Raw genomic sequence first — 17701 nt, forward strand, 5'->3', positions numbered from 1 at the left:
AAAACCAAAAGGACTCGGTTTGCAGCATTGCTGTGGCCGGGTGGCATGCGCGCATGTCCAAGGCTTCGGCCTAAAGGCGCATGCGCCTGTTCTTTTGGTCAGGTTTCCAACACCCGGTTTTTCGAAGCGACGACGCGCCCCCGCGGGCGTGTCGCCGGCTTCGCGTTGGAGACGCGGGATGACCAGACCGGTGGCGATCGCAGTGACGTTGATGCGGATGGCGCTCGCTTTGCTCGATCGCGACGGAGAGGATATCGCCGCCACCCGCCTCCAATACGCCATCGATGCCGCGACCCACGCGCCGGTGCCTCCGTGCGACGAGGGCATCTATCTGGGCGCAAGCCCCTCGCCGCCAAGCCCGGACAATGATTAATCCAGCGATTTGGTCGCCTGTTCGAACATGTCCTTGCTCAGCCCCGGCGTCGCGACGATGCGTTCGAGTTCGGCGCGCATCTTGGCCGCCCGCGCCGCGTCGAAGCGCTTCCAGCGGCCGAGCGGCGGGATCAGCTTGGCGGCGGTCTGCGGGTTGAGCTTGTCGAGTGCGATGAGCTGGTCGGCGACGAAGCGGTAGCCACGCCCCGAGGGATCGTGGAACGCGCGCTGGTTGACGCTGAACGCGCCGATCAGCGCCCGCGCGCGATTGGGATTGGCGAGGGTGAAGTCGCGGTGCCGGGCAAGCGCCTCGACCGCCGCCAGGGCGTCGTCGCGCGATGACAGCGCCTGGGTCTGGAACCATTTGTCGAGGACCAGGGCATTGCCGGCATAGCGGCGGTAGAAATCGGTCAGCGCCGCCTCGCGCTTGTCCGAATCGCCATTGACCAGGGTGGTCAGCGCGCCCTGCCGGTCGGTCATGTTGTCGGCGCTTTCGAACTGCGCGAAGGCTAGATCGGCCGCATCCTTCGCGCCGCTCGCCGCGATATAGCCGAGCGCGACATTCTTCAGGCGCCGCGCGCCCTTGGCGGCCGGCGAATATTCGAAGCGGTTGGCGCGCGCGCCCTCATAGGCGGCGCGCCATTCCTTCTCGAGCGTCTTGCCGAGATCGGCGCGCAGCGCCTCGCGCGCCTCGAAGATCGCCTGCGGATCGACCATCGCCATCTGGTCGCCGATGAAGCTGTCCGACGGCAGCAGCACCGCTTCGGCGATGAATGCGCTGTCGAGCGCGGCATCGGTCAGCGTGTTCCTGACCGCGTCGATCACCGGCTTGTGATCGGCCTTGCCGGTCGCCACCGCGCCGACCAGCGTATCGAGCATCAATTGCTGCATCGCCTCGTAGCGCGCGAACGGATCGTCATCGTGCGCCGAGAGGAAGGCGAGGTCGGCGGCGGTGCGGTTGGTCTCGACCACCACCGGCGCCGAGAAGCCGCGGTTGATCGACAGCACCGGTGCCTCGGGCAGATTCTCGAACACCATTTCCTGTTCGGGCGCGCTCAGCAGCACGAGCTGCTCGTCGCACAAGGCGCGGCCGGTGATCGCGCCGAACAGCTTGATCCTGAGCGGCAGCACCATCGGTTCCTTGTCGGGCTGGCCGGGCGTCGGCGGCACCGCCTGCGACAGCTTCAGCCGCGCCCGGCCGCCCTCGCGGATCAGGCTGGCGGTGACGCGCGGCGTGCCCGCCTGGGTGTACCAGCGGCGGAACTGGTTGAGATCGACTCCGCCGCCTTCTTCCATGCACGAGACGAAATCCTCGCAGGTCGCGGCGGTGCCGTCGAACCTGTCGAAATAGAGATCGGTCGCCGCGCGGAATTTCTGCGGACCCAGGATCGTCGCCATCATCCGGATGACTTCGGCGCCCTTGTTGTAGATCGTCGCGGTATAGAAGTTCGAGATCTCGATATATTCGTCGGGGCGCACCGGGTGCGCGAGCGGGCCGGCATCCTCGGGGAACTGGCTGGCGCGAAGCGCGCGGACATCCTCGATCCGCTTGACCGATGCCGAGCCCTGATCGGCCGAGAAGCTCTGGTCGCGGAAGACGGTGAAGCCTTCCTTGAGCGAGAGCTGGAACCAGTCGCGGCAGGTGACGCGGTTGCCCGACCAGTTGTGAAAATATTCGTGCGCGACCACCGCGGCGATCGCGTCATAGTCATAATCGGTGGCGGTATCGGGGTCGGCCAGGATGTAGCGGCTGTTGAAGATGTTCAGCCCCTTATTCTCCATCGCCCCGAAATTGAAATCGTCGACCGCGACGATGTTGAACACGTCGAGATCATATTCGCGGCCATAGACCTTCTCGTCCCAGGCCATGCTGAGCTTCAAGGCCGCCAGCGCGTGATCGGTCTTGGCGAGATCGGGCTCGCGCACCCAGATGCCGAGCCGCACCTCGCGGCCCGACATGGTGGTGAAGCTGCCCGTATTGGCGACGAGATCGCCCGCGACCAGCGCGAACAGATAGCAGGGCTTGTAAAACGGATCGTGCCACTCGGCCCAATGCCTGCCGCCCTCCAGTTCGCCCGACGCGACCGGATCGCCATTGGCCAGCAGCACCGGGAAGCGCGCCTTGTCGGCGGTCATCCTGACCTTGTAGCGGCTGAGCACGTCGGGCCGGTCTGGGAAGAAGGTGATGCGGCGAAAGCCCTGCGCCTCGCACTGGGTGCAGAGATTGCCGCCCGATGCGTAGAGCCCCATCAGCTGGGTGTTGCGTTCGGGCGCGATCACCACCTCGGTTTCGATCGCATGCGCGTCGCCGGGCAGGTCGATGACGAGATCGGGACCCTCCATCCGCCATGCGATGTCCGCGCCATCGACGCGCACCGCCACCGGCTCCAGCCCGTCGCCGTTCAGCACCAGCGGCCGGTTATGCCGGACGCTGCGCTCGACCCGCAGCGTCGCGCGGACCCGGGTGCTCGCCGGATCGAGATCGAAATCCAGCGCGATCTCGGGCACGCGCCAATCGGGCATGCGATAATCCGCGCGGCGGATGGCGGTCGGGGTCTGGGGTGCGGTGCGTGCGTCGGCCATGGCTATCAGATAAGGATCAACCGCCCGCACCGCCATGCAAAAAACCGGAAACGCTTGCGGCCTTGCGCCTGCGACGAACCGTGCTACCGATGCGGCACACCGATATTCGCCGGAGAGGTCTCACCATGTTTCGATACACCGTTCCGCTGGCGCTGGCCGCACTCCTCGCGCTGCCCGCCGCGGCCCAGGATCACGCCGCCGTTCCGCCGCTCGCCGCGCCGCTGCCCGCGCCCGAGAAGAACGCGATCATCAACGCCGAGCTTCCCGCCGATCAGGCGGCGATGAAGGCGCATGTCATGTTCCTCGCCTCGGATCCGATGAAGGGCCGCGAAGCCGGCACCAACGAGTTCGATATCGCCGCGCAATATGTCGCGTCGCAATTCTACGCCGCCGGCCTGCGCCCGGCGGGCGACGAGGGCTCGTTCCTCCAGAAAGTGCCGCTGATCAGCATCAAGCCGGCGGGCAAGGGCAGCATGGCGCTCACCCGCAGGAAGGGGGCGCCCGCCATCGATCTCGTCTTCGGCGAGGATTATTATCCCGGCGCCAACGCCGCCCAGCTCGATTATTCGGTCACCGCGCCGGTGGTGTTCGTCGGATACGGCATCGTCGGCCTTGGCCGCGACGATTACAAAGGCGTCGATGTGAAGGGCAAGATCGTCGCCTTCTTCCCCGGCGCTCCCGGCGATTATCCGCCCGAGGAACGCGCGCATCTGTCGGGCGGCCCCGCCAAGGCGGCGATCGCGATGCAGCGCGGCGCGGTCGGCTATATCACGCTCGAATCACCGCGCACCGGGCGTGGCATCTATCCGTTCGCCGCGCTCGCCGGGCTCTGGGATCGTCCGCGTGTCGGCTGGGCCAATGCCGATGGCACCGGCCATGTCGCCAGCGCCGCGACGCCTGCGCTCGGCATGCTGAGCAAGGCGGGCGCCGCCAAGCTGTTCGCCGGCTCCAAGGCCAAATGGGACCAGGTCCTCAAGATGGCCGAGGACGACAAGGCCGTGTTCAAGGCCGTCCAGCTGCCGGGCACGCTCACCGTCGGCCTCAAGACCGCGTTCACGCCGCTTCCCAGCTACAATGTCGCGGGGCTGCTGAAGGGCAGCGATCCCGTGCTCTCAAAGGAGATCGTCGTTCTCTCCGCGCATCTCGATCATATCGGCATCGGCAAGGCCAATGCCTTTGGCGATACGATCAACAATGGCGCGATGGACAATGCCGTCGGCATCGCCTCGCTGATCGAGGAGGCCAAGCGCTTCAAGGCATCGGGCAAGGCGCCGCGCCGCTCGATCCTGTTCCTCGCCGTCACCGCCGAGGAAAAGGGCCTGGTCGGCGCCGATTACTACGCCAACAATCCGACGCTGCCGAAGGGCGATCTGGTCGCCAACGTCAATCTCGACATGCCGATCATCAACTACAAGTTCGAAGACATTGTGCCCTTCGGCGCGGCGCATTCGACGATCGGCGATATCGCGACCAAGGCCGCGGCCGAGATCGGCGTGACCGTATCGCCCGATTCGCGCCCGGACGAGGCGTTCTTCGTCCGCTCCGATCATTACCGCTTCGTCCAACAGGGCGTGCCCTCGATCTTCCTGTGGCCGGGTGAGAAGGGCCCAGGCAAGGCCGCGGTCGATGCGTTCCTCGCCAACAATTACCACAAGCCGTCGGACGAGCTGGTCCAGACCCCGGCGATCGACTGGGAATCGGGGGTGCGCTTCGTCGATGTGAATTATCGCATCGCCCGCGCGATCGCCGATGGCGACGAGAAGCCGATGTGGAAGAAGGGCGATTTCTTCGGCACCGTCTTCGGCGGAGCGATGGTCAAGTGATCCGCGCGCTGCTCCTCGCAACCACGCTTCTCGTCGCGGCTCCGGCCGCTGCGCAGGAGCTCGCTCCCGACGCCGCGGCGCTCAAGGCGCACGTCCAGTTCCTTTCGGCGGACGCGATGCGCGGCCGCGATGTCGGCTCGCCCGAAATCGCCATCGCCGAGCAATATGTCGCGGCGCAGATGCTCGCCGCCGGGCTCAAGCCCGGGGGGCCGAACGGCAGCTGGCTCCAGCCGGTGCCGCTCGTCAGCTACAAGAGCGCCGATCATGGCAGCTTCACCGTCAGGCGCGGCGCTACCGTGGTGCCGTTGGAATGGGGCACGGATTATTTCGCGCGCGCCAACCCGCATATCGCCAGGGTCGCGGTGTCCGCTCCCGTCGTCTTCGTCGGCTATGGCGTCGTCGACAAGATCAGCGGCTATGACGATTACAAGGGTCTCGACGTCAAGGGGAAGATCGTCGCGATGCTCCGCGATGCGCCCCAGAGCCTGAGCGGCGACGCCCGCGCGCATCTCAGCCAGCCCGACGTCCAGGCGCGCACCGCCGCCGAGCGTGGCGCCGCCGGCGTGATCCTGATCGAGGGCAATGCCCGCCACGCGCTGTTCCCGTTCGCGGCGACCAAACCCTATTGGAACAGCCCGGCGATGACCTGGTCCGACGATGCCAACACCGCCGCCACCGCGCCCGCCTTCGCCTATCTGGGCTTCGACGGTGCCGCCAAGCTGTTCGAGGGCAGCAAGTATAAATGGGCGGACATCCTCGCCGCCGACAAGGCCGGCAAGAAGCTTCCCCATGGCGCGCTCGGCGTCACTGTCGAGGCGACCGCCAACACCGAGATCCAGAAGGTCGCCGGCAACAATGTCGTCGGCGTGCTCGAAGGCACCGACCTCAAGGATCAATATGTCGTCCTCTCGGCGCATCTCGATCATGTCGGTGTCGGCAAGCCCGATGCGACGGGTGACACCATCTATAATGGCGCGATGGACAATGCCGTCGGCACCGCCTCGATGCTCGAAGTCGCCAGACGCTTCCAGGGCGGTGCCAGGCCGCGCCGCTCGATCCTGTTCGTCGCGGTGACCGCCGAGGAAAAGGGGCTGGTCGGCTCCGAATATTTCGCGGCGCGCCCCACGGTTTCGGCGGACAAGATCGTCGCCGACGTCAATCTCGACATGCCGATCCTCACCTTCGCGTTCGAGGATGTCGTCGCGATCGGCGCCGATCACAGCTCGGTCGGCACCATCGTCGCCCAGGCCGCCGCCGCCGAAGGCGTCAAGGTCGTTCCCGATCCGCTGCCGGAGGAGAATTTCTTCGTCCGCTCGGATCACTACAGCTTCGTGAAAGCCGGCATCCCGGCCGTCTCGCTCGATGTCGGGCCCGGCGGGCCGGGTGGTGCGGCGATCAAGGAATTCCTCGACAAGCATTATCATCGGCCCTCGGACGAGATCGGCCTGATCGACTGGACACAGGGGTTGCGCTTCGTGAAGCTCAACCATGCGATCGCCAGCGCGCTCGCCAATGCCGATGCGCGCCCGACCTGGAACAAGGGCGATTTCTTCGGCCTGACCTTCAAGGGGCCGATGGCGAAGTGAGAAAATCCTTCCGGATCCTCCTGCCGTTCCTGCTTCTCGCCGCGCCCGCCGCGGCGCAGGAGATGCCGGCGGATCAGGCCGCGCTCAAGTCGCACGTCCAATTCCTCGCGTCCGATGCCCTGCGCGGACGCGAGGCTGGCACGCCCGATTTCGATGTCGCCGCCGAATATATGGCGGCGCAGATGATGGCGCGGGGCCTCAAGCCCGGCGCCGAAGGCGGCTGGTTCCAGCCGGTCAAGCTCACCACCTACAAGCCCTCCGAAAAGGCGAAGTGGACGCTGACGCGCGGCGGCACCGCGATTCCGCTCCAGTTCGGCATCGATTTCATCAACACCACCGCCAGTGCCGCGCCCAGCTTCACGGTGGAGGGCGGCATCGTCTTCGCCGGCTATGGCGTGGTCTACTCGCAGGGCGGGATCGACGACTACAAGGGCCTCGACGTTCGCGGCAAGATCGTCGCCCTGTTCCCTGGCACGCCGCGGGGCCTGCCGAGCGAAGTCGCCGCTCATTTCGGCGACGACGACCAGAAGGCGCGGCTGGCGCAAGCGCGCGGCGCCAAGGCGGTGCTGATCGTCGAATCCCCCAGCCGGCGCGCGCAATTCCCGTTCGAGGCGGTGGTGCCCTATTGGGATTATGAGCGCAGCGGCTGGGCGGGCCCCGACGGCAAGCCCAACACGCCTGCGCCCGGCGCGCCGATCGTCGGCTATATCGGCCCGGCCGGCGCCGAGAAATTGTTCGCCGGCAGCCGCGTCAAGTGGAACGACCTCGCCGCCGCCGAGCGCAAGGGCGGCAAGCTGCCGACCGGCCCGTTGATCGGCACGCTAGCGGCTTCGACCAAGGTGTCGCTGCGCACCGCCGCCAGCAGGAATGTCGTCGGCCTGCTCGAAGGCTCGGATCCGGTTCTCAGACACGAATATATCGTCCTCTCCGCGCATCTCGATCATGTCGGCGTCGGCGACGCGGTTCATGGCGACCGCATCTATAATGGCGCGATGGACAATGCCGTCGGCAATTCGATCATGCTCGAAGTCGCCCGCGCCTTCGAACGCTCGGGCAAGCGCCCGCGCCGCTCGATCCTGTTCGTGTCGCTGACCGCCGAGGAAAGCGGCCTGATCGGCTCGGACTATTTCACGCATTTCCCGGTGGTGCCCAAGGGCAGGATCGTCGCCGACATCAACATGGACATGCCGATCCTGACCTATCCGCTCGAGGATATCGTCGTGCTCGGCGGCGAGCGCTCGAGCCTCGGCCCGGTGATCGCGAAGGCGGCGGCGGACGAGGGGCTCAAGGTCGTCCCCGATCCGAGCCCCGAGGAAATGTTCTTCGTCCGCTCGGACCATTACAGCTTCGTCAAGGCCGGCATCCCCGCCGTCTCGATCGACACCGGCCCCGGCGGCGCGGGCGCGGAGGCGCAGAAGAAGTTCCTCGCCGAGAATTACCACAAGCCCTCGGACCAGATCGACTTGCCGTTCGACTGGGCCTCGGTCGCCAAATTCGCGCGCCTCAACTACGCCGTCGCCCGCGCGCTCGCCGACGCCGATCAGCGCCCGCGCTGGAACAAGGGCGATTTCTTCGGTGTCACGTTCGACGGATATGGGGCGAAGTGACTGAACGATCCTCCCCGGCACGGGGAGGGGAACCAGCCGCAGGCTGGTGGAGGGGGCGTGCCGCAGGTGTCGCGTTGCGTGAAGCCCCCCTTCCGTCACGCTTCGCCTGCGTGCGGGGTCGGATCGTCCTCCGGGCGATTCTCGAACATGCGGGGCATGTTCGACCTCGCGCGCTCCCCGTGCCGGGGAGGATCTAGTGCGCCTCCTGATCTTCGGCCCCGGCTACACCGCCTCGCGCCTGATCGCGCGGCTGGCCGGCGCCCGTATCGCCACCGTCACCCGCGAGACCCTCGCCGACACGGCGCGCACCGCGTTCGAGATCGCCCACGCCACCCACATCCTCTCCTCGGTTCCGCCCGGGGAGGCCGATCCTGTCCTCGCCGCCTACGCCCCCCGGCTCGCCGAAGCCGATGCCTGGCTCGGTTACCTATCCTCGACCGGCGTCTATGGCGACACGCAAGGCGCCTGGGTCGATGAGTCCGCGCCCACCGGAACCGGCCGCCGCTCCGCCCGCGCCGAGGCCGATGCCGCATGGCTCGCGCTCGGCGCCCACGTCTTCCGCCTGCCCGGCATTTACGGCCCCGGCCGTTCGGCGCTCGACAAGATCTCCGCCGTCCGCGTCCATGCGCCCGGGCAGGTGTTCAGCCGCATCCATGTCGATGACATCGTCTCGGGCGTGATCCATGGTTTCGATGCTCCGGCCGGTGCGTATAACCTCGCCGACGACATGCCGGCTCCGCAAAGCGAGGTGATCGCCTATGCCTGCGCCCTGCGCGGCATCGCGCCGCCGCCGCTGGTGCCGTTGGAAGATGCCAGCCTCGGCCCGCAGGCGCGCGCTTTCTATTCGGAGAATCGCCGCGTCGCCAACGGCAAGGCCAAACGCATTCTCGGCTGGCGCCCGCGCTATGCGAACTACCGGTTGGGCCTGCGCGCCCTCAGCGCGATCACCAGCCCCGCCATCACCAGCCCCGCGCCGCCGCCTGCCAGCCACGACCAGCGATAGCCCTCGAACAGCGTCGACAGCAGCATCGCGATCACCGGGATCAATACGCTGGTATAGGCCGCCTTGGCCGGCCCGATCGTCTGGATCAGCCGGAAATAGAGGCTGAACGCGAACGCCGATCCGAGCACGCCGAGATAGAGCAGGCCGGCCAGATAGCTCGGCCGCATGTCCATCACCGGGCCACCGACCGTCGCCAGCGCGAACCCTGCATTGACCAGCGCGCCGGTCAGCATCGCCCAGCCGATGATGTTCGCCATCGGATAGGATTTCGAAGTCTCGGTCGCCTGCATCACATTGGCGAGGGACGCGCACAGCACCGCGGTCAGCGACAAGCCGATCCCGATCAGTGTTTCGCTGGCGCCCGCCGGGCTCAGCCGCGCCTCATGGACGAACAGCAGCGCCACGCCGGCCACCGCGACCGCCGATCCGGCCAGCAATTGCCCGCCCATCTTCTGGCCGAGAAAGATGCGCGCGAGGATCGCGTTGGGCACCAGCAGCAGCGCGAACACCACCGCCACCACGCCCGAGGTGATGTGCTGCTCGGCGCGGTAGACGAGGTTGAAGTTGAGCACGAACTGCATGAAGCCAAGCAGCGCGGCGAAGCCCATGCCGCGCGCATCGAGCCACAGCCGCTCCTTGCGCATCGCCGCCCAGACCAGCATCGCCACCCCGCCGATCGCGAAGCGGTACGCGACCGACCAGCTCGGCGGCACGCTCGCCAGCTGATCCTTGATCACCAGCCAGGTCGAGCCCCAGATCAGCGTGACGACCGCGAACGGGATCAGCACCGCGAGGCGGGTGGATTGGGGCTGTTCCATCAAACCCTCCGCCGGAGGGGGATTGAAGTTACGCCCCTCACAACGCGGCAATCGCATCGGCCAGCGGCCGGATCGCGTCCTCGGCCTGATCCCAGCTCACCACCAGCCGCGCTTCGCCCACGCCCCAGTCGTAGAAATCGAACCCGAGCGCGCGCAGGCGCGCGGCCTCCTCCGCCGACACCCGCAAGAACACCTCATTCGCCTCGACCGGATGGACCAGCCGATGCCCCGCCGCCTCGGCCAGCATCCGCGCCCCGGCATTGGCGGCGCGGGCATTGGCCAGCCACAGGTCGTTGTCGAGCATCGCCAGGATCTGCGCCGCCGAATAGCGTCCCTTCGACGAAAGCAGCCCGGCGCGCTTGCGCCGGTACAGCGTCGCATCGGCGAGTTCGGGCTTGAAGAAGATCAGCGCCTCGGCGCTCATCCCGCCATTCTTGACGAAGCCGAAGCTCAGCACATCGACGCCCGCCTTCCACGTCACATCGGCGGGCGCGCAGCCGAGATGCGCCACCGCATTGGCGAAGCGGGCGCCATCCATGTGCAGCCCCAGCCCGCGCTCCCGGGCCAGTGCGCCGATCGCGGCGACTTCCCGCGGCGAATAGGCCAGCCCGTATTCGGTGGCGTTGGTGATCGAGATGCAGTGCGGCTGGACCTGATGGACATCGTCGCGGATGCCGCCGACCGCGCGCAGGATCGCCTCGGGCGTCAGCTTCGCGCCCGGCCCATCGACCGCCAGCAGCTTGGCGCCATGGGTATAGAATTCGGGGGCGCCGCATTCATCGACATTGATATGCGCTTCCTTGTGGCAGACCACGCCGCCATGCGGCGGGCAGAGCGCGGCGAGCGCGAGGCTGTTCGCCGCCGTCCCCGTCGCCACCCACAATGCCTTCACCCGCGTGCCGAACAGGTCCGAGAAGCGCCCGTCGAGCTGCTGCGACCAGCGGTCGCCGTCATAGGCGGTGTCGAGGACATTGACCTCGCTCAGCGCGGCAAGGACCTGCGGGCAGACCGCGGCGGCATTGTCGGAGAAGAAGCGCATGGCAAGCCCTTGCGAGCGCTTTGGCGTCAGGTCAACGCCGCTCGCCTCGCGGCTCGAATTGCGGCGCGCGGTCGCGGTCGGGGAAGCGGTCGCGGTCGGGCCCTCGCTGGCGGTCCGGGAAGCGTTCGGGGGGCAGGCGCGGGTCGTCGGGGCCGAGCGGCTCCTCGCCGTCGGGCCCGATGACGTCGGTGCGGATGCCGCCGCCCTCGATGAACTGGCCGACGCCGTTGACGACATCCTCCAGGTTGATCGTGAAATTCTCGGGTTCGGTGGTCGGCTCGGGCGTCGGGATGCGCAGGTCGAGCGCGCGGGTCATGAAGTCGCGCCAGATCCGCGCCGGCAGCCCGCTTCCCGACAGGCCGGGATTGGGCGAATTATCGTCATTGCCGAGCCACACGCCGGTGACGATGTCGCCGGCATAGCCGATGAACAGCGCGTCGCGATTGTCCTGCGTCGTGCCGGTCTTGCCAAAGGTCGGGATCGGCAGCGCCGCGCCGCGTCCGGTGCCGCTTTCGACCACCGTCGCCAGCAGTTCGCGGAGTTGATCGAGCTGGCGGTTCGAGAATTTCTGCGGCGCGCCCAGCCGCCGCGCCAGCCAGTCGCTCGCCGCCTCGTCGTCGGACAGCCCCTGCGGCGGCACCGGGTAGGAGCCATTGGCCACCGCCGCATAGGCCGCGGTCAGCTCGAGCAGCGATACCGTCGAGGTGCCGAGGCCGACCGAAGCGTCATTGCCGATCGGCGTCGAGATGCCGAGATCGCGCGCCGCCTGCGTCACCGCGCCGATGCCGAGCTGATGGGTCAGCCGCGCCGCGACGACGTTGCTCGACTTGGCGAATGCCTGCCTGAGCGAAATCCGTCCGGCATAGCGGCGGTCGCTATTCTCGGGCTTCCAGTCGCCGATCTGCACCGGCGAATCGTCGACGACGCTGTCGGGCGTCATCCCCGCGCGCAGGGCGGCGAGATAGACGAAAAGCTTGAAGGTCGATCCCGGCTGGCGCCGCGCCTGGGTGGCGCGGTTGAACGGGCTGGCGGCGTAGTTCTTGCCGCCGACCATCGCGATCACCCGCCCGTCGCGGTGCATCGAGACGATCGCGATCTGCGCCTTGCTGAGCCCCGCATTGCGCACCGCGCGCTCGGCCGCCTGTTGTGCCGACACCTCCAGCGTGGTCCGCACCGTCTGTTCGGTCGCGACTTCGCCGGCGCGGTCGCGCGCCTGGGGCAGCACCCAATCGGCGAAATAGGTGCCGTTCGGCAGGTCGCGGGTCTTGCCGACCTTGAGCACCGCCGGGCGCACCGCCGCGCCCTCTTCCTTGCTCAGCAATCCCGCCGCGACCATCGCCCCGATCACCAGCTTCTGGCGATCGCGCGCGCCCTTGAGATTGCCGGTCGGCGCCAGCCGGCTCGGCGCCTGTACCAGCCCGGCCAGCATCGTCGCCTGGCTGACCGTCAACTCCTCGGCGTCGCAGCTGAAATAATGCTGCGCGGCGGCATTCAACCCATAGACGTTGTCGCCGAAATAGACGTTGGAGAGGTAGCGCGACAGGATCTCGTCCTTGCTCAGCCATCCCTCCAGCCAGAACGCGATCAGCACTTCCTGGAACTTGCGCGCCGCGGTCCGGTCCGAGCTCAGGAACGCGTTCTTGGCCAGCTGCTGGGTGATTGTGCTGCCGCCCTGCGAGCGGTCGTCGCTGGTGATGTTGTGGACGAACGCCCGCATGATTCCGCGCGGATCGACGCCCATATGGCTGTAGAAGCGCCGGTCCTCGATGGCGATGAAGGCGTCGCGGACATGCTTGGGCAGCTTCGCCGCATCGACCGGATCGGAGATCACCGCGCCGCGTCGGGCGATCTCCTTGCCCTCGGCCGACAGCAGGGTGATCGACGGCGGCACCGGCGGCTGCAGCGATTTGGAAAGCGGCGCGGTCAGCGCAAGCCATGCCACCGCGGCGATGAACAGCACCACCAGCGCGGCGATGCCGCGCGTCAGCCATTTCCACGAGCGCTTCTTGTACGCGACCGGCAGATTGGTCGAATAGCCGCCGGCCAGCGCCGCCTCGCCATAATTGGGGGGGGGCGGCGGCGGTGGGGCGGGGGGGCGCGCGGGCGGCAATATCGTCCGGCGCGCCCGCTCGAAGATCGTCTCGCCTGCCGGATTGCCGGCGTCAGGCGGCGGCATCCCCCCGCTCAGCTCGAGCGGCTCGGGCCTGGACGCGCGCGGCCTCCACGATTTCACCTCGGGCTTCGGCGCGGGCGCAACCGGTTCGGGCTCGGCGTCGGCCTGACGCCTGAGCGGGAAGCGCACTTCGTTGGGGCTCGGTTCGCGCGCCATTCAGAGCGTCTTACCGGTCAGGGTCCCAAGAGCAAAGCGCGACGCCATTCGTGTATTATTAGAATAATACAGCCCGCAACTCAAGCCTCGAGCTCGACATCCCAATACAGCCAGTCGCGCCATGTCTCGTGGAGGTGGTTGGGCGGGAAGCGCCGGCCATGTTCCTGGAGCTGCCAGCTGGTCGGCCGGATCGGCTCGATATGCAGCGGCATCCCGGCCTGTTTGGGGGTGCGCCCGCCCTTCTTCAAATTGCACGGCGCACAGGCGGTGGCGATGTTTTCCCAGGTGGTGCGCCCGCCCTGCGCGCGCGGCAAGACATGATCGAAGGTCAGGTCGCGCGAAGCGCCGCAATATTGGCAGGCGAACTTGTCGCGCAGGAACAGGTTGAACCGGGTGAATGCGGGAAATTGCGAGGGGCGGACATATTGCTTGAGCGCGATCACCGAAGGCAGCTTCAGCGTCGCGCTGGGACTTCGGATCTCGCGGTCATGGAAGCTGACGACATCGACCCGGTCGAGGAACAGCGCCTTCACTGCCGTCTGCCACGGCCATACCGAGAGCGGATAATAGCTTAAGGGGGTATAATCGGCGTTGAGGACGAGCGCAGGGTAACCATCGGGATGGCGGATCAGATCGGGATGATACATGCGTCCCCCTTCGCTCAGTCGCCGCGGCTCTGACCCGGAAGCGTGACGCGGTCATGACAGCACACGCCGCGACTCGTGGTCAAGAGTCGCGGCGCGAGTTATCCACAGGCCTGTACACATGACTGTCCACACCCGATTCGCCCCCAGCCCCACCGGCAAGCTCCATCTCGGCCATGCCTGGTCGGCGATCCAGGCGCATGATTTCGCGCGCGCGCATGGGGGCCGTTTCTCGCTGCGCATCGAGGATATCGATGGCACGCGCAGCCGCCCCGAACATGTCGCGTCGATCCTCGCCGATCTCGAATGGCTGGGGCTGGGATGGGACGGCGAAGTCACCTTCCAGTCCGAACGCCTGCCGCGCTATCAGGACGCGCTCGACCGGCTGAAGGCGTGGGGCCTGCTCTATCCCTGTTTCTGCACCCGCGCCGATATCGCCGCGAGCCTGACCGCCCCGCACGGACCCGAAGGCGCGGTCTATCCCGGCACCTGCCGCAGGCTGGCGGCTCCGGACCTGTCCAGGCCACATTGCTGGCGGCTGGATGTGGCGGCAGCGCTTCACCAAGCTCGTCACCCCGGCGAAAGCCGGGGCCCAGAGTCACAAGCAGCGCCCATCGTTACCCTGGGTCCCGGCTTTCGCCGGGATGACAAAGAGGGCTCGCTCGTCTTCCACGACCACGGCACGCCCATCGCCGCCAACCCGGCCGCCCAAGGCGACATCGTCCTCGCCCGCAAGGACGCTCCCGCCTCGTACCACCTCGCCGTCACCATCGACGATGCCGCGCAAGCCATCACCCATGTCATCCGCGGCGTGGACCTGTTCGAAGCCACCCATATCCACCGGCTGCTGCAGGCGCTGCTCGATCTCCCCACCCCCGAATACCGCCACCACCCGCTGCTCACCGGCCCCGACGGCACCCGACTCGCCAAGCGCCACAATGCCCCGACGCTGGAGGCGATGCGCCGCGCCGGCGCCGATGGCCGCGCGCTCGCCGATGGGCTCCGCAACGGTCAGCTCCCGGTTGGAATCGCCACGGCAAAGGCGTAAGCAGCTTCCATGAAGCTCTTCCTCGCCTTCGTGCTGCTCGCATTGGTCATCTCGGTCGGGGTCGTGCTGATCCGCGGCCTCGTCAACATGGCCGGGACCACCACCGCCGACCTCGAGGGCGAAGGCCCCAGCCAGCGCGCGCTCAAGTCGAACAAGCTGATGATGCAGCGCATCCTGCTGCAGGGCCTGGCGATCCTCGTGATCTTCATCCTGCTTAAATCGGCGGGCTGAGCCGCGCTCAACCGGTCGCCTGCCCCGCCTCGAATGCCGCCTTCTGCGCCGCATAGGCGCGCTGGAACGCCGGCCGTGCCTCGGCCCGCGCCACATAGGCGGCGAGCGCCGGAAACTCGTCGATCACGCCCGAGCTGACCAGCCGCCGCAGCACATCGGCCATCATCAGATCGCCGGCGCTGAACGCGCCATCGAGCCAGTCATTCTCGCCAAGCTGGTCCGACAGCATCTTCAGCCGTCGGCGAATCCGGTCATAGACCGTCGCCAGCCGCTCGGCCTGCCACGCTTTGTCCTTTTCGAAGAACACCGCGACATCGCGATCGGTGATCAGCGGCTCGATGTCGCTCGCCGCCGCGAACATCCACGCGATCGCCCGCGCCCGCGCACTGCTGTCTTCGGGAAACAGTCCCGGGTGGTTCTCGGCGATATGCAACACGATCGCCCCGGTCTCGAACAGAGTCAGATCGCCTTCCGTATAGGTCGGGATCTGCCCGAACGGCTGCCGCGCCAGATGCGCCGGCTCCTTCATCTCGGCAAAGCTCAGCCCATGGACCTGATAGTCCAGCCCGGCCTCTTCGAGCGCCCAGCGCACCCGCATGTCGCGCGCCAGCCCCTTGCCCTTGTCGGGCGAGTTCGCAAATCCGGTGATGGTGATCGTCATATGCCAAGGCTCCTTCCGAATGCCTGCCGCGCACGGTAGAACCCGCGCATGGTCAAGCTCAACAAGATCTACACCCGCACCGGCGACGACGGCACCACCGGGCTGGTGGACGGCTCGCGCATCGCCAAGTCCGATCCGCTGATGGCCGCGATCGGCGATGTCGATGAGGCCAACAGCGCCATCGGCGTCGCCCGCACGCATTTCGCCGGCGACGAGTTCGATCGCATCCTCGCCCGTATCCAGAACGATCTGTTCGATCTCGGCGCCGATCTCGCTACCCCGGCCAGCATCGAAGGCGGCCTGCGCATCGTGCCCAGCCAGGTCGCGTGGCTGGAGGAGCGTATCGATCATATGAACGCCGCGCTCGCCCCGCTGACCAGCTTCATTCTCCCTGCCGGAGAGGCCGGGGCCGCCGCGCTCCATCTCGCCCGCGCCATCACCCGCCGCGCCGAACGCGCCGCGGTCGCGGCGCAAGCCGCCGCCCAGCCGCTCGCCTATCTCAACCGCCTGTCCGATTTCCTGTTCGTCGCCGCCCGTGCGGTGAACCAACAGGGGGGCGGAGACGTTCTCTGGGTCCCGGGGGCTTCGCGCTAAATCGTTTCGCGTGTGGCTTGATCTGCGCGGCGCATGCCGTTAGGAGAACATAATGCGAACAAAGCGTGAGGCCCACAGCGCATCGGCATTGGCCGAAAGCTTCTCGCGCACCCGCTCGCTGAGCATGGCTCTCGCCGCGCCGCTGTCCGATGCCGATGCCACGATCCAGTCGATGGACGATGCCTCGCCGGCGAAATGGCATCTCGCCCACACCAGCTGGTTTTTCGAGACCTTCATCCTGCGCGATCATGTGCCCGGCTATGCGCTCCATGACGAACGTTTCCCGTTTCTGTTCAACAGCTATTACGAAGCCGAGGGCGCGCGCCATGCCCGTCCCTCGCGCGGGATGCTGTCGCGTCCGTCGCTCGACGAGATCCGCGCCTATCGCCACGCGGTCGATGCCGCCGTGCTCGGCGCGCTGCCCGGCCTCGCCCCCCAGGTCGCGGAACTGGTCACGCTCGGAATCCATCACGAGCAGCAGCATCAGGAATTGCTGCTGACCGACATCCTCCACCATTTCTCGGTGAACCCGCTCGAGCCGGCGCTGTGGGAAGGCGCGCCCAAGGTTCCCGTCGCCATGCCCGGTCCGATCGGCTGGATCGAAGGGCAGGCGGGCGTGGTCGAGATCGGCCATGCCGGCCCAAGTTCCGGCATCGCCTTCGCCTTCGATTGCGAAGGCCCCCGCCATCCGGTGCTGCTCACCCCCCACGCCATTGCCGACCGCACCGTCACCAATGGCGAATGGGCCGCCTTCATCGCCGATGGCGGGTACGCCGATCCGCGCCACTGGCTGTCCGATGGCTGGTCCTGGGTCCAGGCCAATGCCATCGAAGCGCCGCTTTACTGGAAGCGGGAACGCGGCGCCTGGACCCGCTTCGGCCTTGATGGCCGGCGCGGCGTCGATCCCGCCGCGCCGGTGACGCATATCAGCTTCTACGAGGCCGATGCCTATGCCAGCTGGGCCGGCGCGCGCCTGCCCACCGAATTCGAATGGGAGGCCGCTGCCGCTGCTCACGATTCCGATGGCGGCAACCAGCTGGATGCCGCCGGGGCCGTCGAGCCGCGCCCGGCGGCGGAAGGCCCGGCCTTTTTCGGTGACGTCTGGGAATGGACCGGCAGCGCCTATCGCCCCTATCCCGGCTTCCGCGCGGCCGAGGGTGCGGTCGGCGAATATAATGGCAAGTTCATGAGCGGGCAGTCGATCCTGCGCGGCGGCTCCTGCGCCACGCCGCGCGGCCATTGCCGTGCCAGCTACCGCAACTTCTTCTACCCCCACCAGCGCTGGCAATTCACCGGCGTCCGGCTGGCGAGGGATTTGTGATGCCGCTCCTGCTCCGTCATCCCGGCGAACGCCGGGACCCAG

15 protein-coding genes are annotated in these 17701 nt (G+C 67.4%); 9 read left to right on the forward strand and 6 right to left on the reverse strand.

Features of this window, described 5'->3' with window-relative positions:
• Window positions 1-178: 178 nt before the first annotated feature.
• The gene (locus tag KF730_RS14515) at window positions 179-373 is read left to right on the forward strand and encodes a hypothetical protein (protein ID WP_294098415.1); all 195 of its coding nucleotides are present in this window, start codon (window positions 179-181) and stop codon (window positions 371-373) included.
• On the opposite strand, the gene pepN is transcribed toward KF730_RS14515, so the two are convergent.
• Complete coding sequence (gene pepN / locus KF730_RS14520; RefSeq protein ID WP_294098417.1) at window positions 370-2955, reverse strand: aminopeptidase N; 2586 nt, start codon at window positions 2953-2955, stop codon at window positions 370-372. The genes KF730_RS14515 and pepN overlap by 4 nt on opposite strands.
• Before the next feature lie 125 nt (window positions 2956-3080).
• Between pepN and KF730_RS14525 the strand changes: the two genes are divergently transcribed.
• The 4 genes from KF730_RS14525 to KF730_RS14540 all read left to right on the forward strand — a co-directional run bounded on the left by KF730_RS14525 (window position 3081) and on the right by KF730_RS14540 (window position 8974).
• Window positions 3081-4778 carry a M28 family metallopeptidase gene (locus tag KF730_RS14525; protein WP_294098419.1) on the forward strand — a complete coding sequence of 566 codons (1698 nt, stop codon included), beginning with the start codon at window positions 3081-3083 and terminating at the stop codon, window positions 4776-4778.
• Complete coding sequence (locus KF730_RS14530; RefSeq protein ID WP_294098421.1) at window positions 4775-6364, forward strand: M28 family peptidase; 1590 nt, start codon at window positions 4775-4777, stop codon at window positions 6362-6364. Before KF730_RS14525 ends, KF730_RS14530 begins: the two co-directional genes overlap by 4 nt.
• A complete protein-coding gene (locus KF730_RS14535) occupies window positions 6361-7971 on the forward strand; it encodes a M28 family peptidase (RefSeq protein WP_294098423.1) in 1611 nt (536 codons plus the stop codon). Before KF730_RS14530 ends, KF730_RS14535 begins: the two co-directional genes overlap by 4 nt.
• 196 nt (window positions 7972-8167) lie before the next feature.
• Window positions 8168-8974, forward strand: a complete 807-nt coding sequence (locus KF730_RS14540) for an NAD(P)-dependent oxidoreductase (protein ID WP_294098426.1) — start codon at window positions 8168-8170, stop codon at window positions 8972-8974.
• On the opposite strand, the gene KF730_RS14545 is transcribed toward KF730_RS14540, so the two are convergent.
• The 4 genes from KF730_RS14545 to KF730_RS14560 form a co-directional block, all read right to left on the reverse strand.
• Window positions 8884-9792, reverse strand: a complete 909-nt coding sequence (locus KF730_RS14545; protein ID WP_294098428.1) for an EamA family transporter — start codon at window positions 9790-9792, stop codon at window positions 8884-8886. The two genes, KF730_RS14540 and KF730_RS14545, sit on opposite strands and share 91 nt — an antisense overlap.
• A gap of 37 nt (window positions 9793-9829) precedes the next feature.
• Entirely contained in the window at window positions 9830-10831 is a 1002-nt protein-coding gene (locus KF730_RS14550) for a beta-eliminating lyase-related protein (RefSeq protein WP_294098430.1), read from the reverse strand.
• Window positions 10832-10862: 31 nt separating this feature from the next.
• On the reverse strand, window positions 10863-13160 hold the full coding sequence (locus tag KF730_RS14555; RefSeq protein ID WP_294098433.1) for a PBP1A family penicillin-binding protein: 2298 nt from the start codon (window positions 13158-13160) through the stop codon (window positions 10863-10865).
• 80 nt (window positions 13161-13240) lie between these two features.
• On the reverse strand, window positions 13241-13807 hold the full coding sequence (locus KF730_RS14560; RefSeq protein ID WP_294098434.1) for an HNH endonuclease: 567 nt from the start codon (window positions 13805-13807) through the stop codon (window positions 13241-13243).
• A gap of 118 nt (window positions 13808-13925) precedes the next feature.
• Here KF730_RS14560 and gluQRS point away from each other — a divergent pair, with 118 nt between their 5' ends.
• Together gluQRS and KF730_RS14570 are read left to right on the forward strand one after the other, a co-directional pair.
• A complete protein-coding gene (gene gluQRS / locus KF730_RS14565; protein ID WP_294098435.1) occupies window positions 13926-14852 on the forward strand; it encodes a tRNA glutamyl-Q(34) synthetase GluQRS in 927 nt (308 codons plus the stop codon).
• Between the two features lie 9 nt (window positions 14853-14861).
• Window positions 14862-15083 (forward strand): HIG1 domain-containing protein, encoded by a 222-nt coding sequence (locus tag KF730_RS14570; protein ID WP_294098436.1) that lies wholly within the window; start codon window positions 14862-14864, stop codon window positions 15081-15083.
• A gap of 7 nt (window positions 15084-15090) precedes the next feature.
• Here KF730_RS14570 and KF730_RS14575 read toward each other — a convergent pair whose 3' ends face one another.
• Entirely contained in the window at window positions 15091-15744 is a 654-nt protein-coding gene (locus KF730_RS14575; protein ID WP_294098437.1) for a glutathione S-transferase family protein, read from the reverse strand.
• 48 nt (window positions 15745-15792) lie between these two features.
• Here KF730_RS14575 and KF730_RS14580 point away from each other — a divergent pair, with 48 nt between their 5' ends.
• Complete coding sequence (locus KF730_RS14580) at window positions 15793-16338, forward strand: cob(I)yrinic acid a,c-diamide adenosyltransferase (RefSeq protein WP_294098438.1); 546 nt, start codon at window positions 15793-15795, stop codon at window positions 16336-16338.
• Window positions 16339-16390: 52 nt separating this feature from the next.
• Window positions 16391-17659: an ergothioneine biosynthesis protein EgtB gene (gene egtB / locus KF730_RS14585; RefSeq protein WP_294098441.1), complete on the forward strand. Its 1269-nt coding sequence runs from the start codon at window positions 16391-16393 to the stop codon at window positions 17657-17659.
• Window positions 17660-17701: the final 42 nt, after the last annotated feature.

Origin of the sequence: Sphingomonas sp., assembly GCF_019635515.1 — a bacterium.
In the GTDB taxonomy this organism is placed as follows: Bacteria; Pseudomonadota; Alphaproteobacteria; order Sphingomonadales; family Sphingomonadaceae; genus Sphingomonas.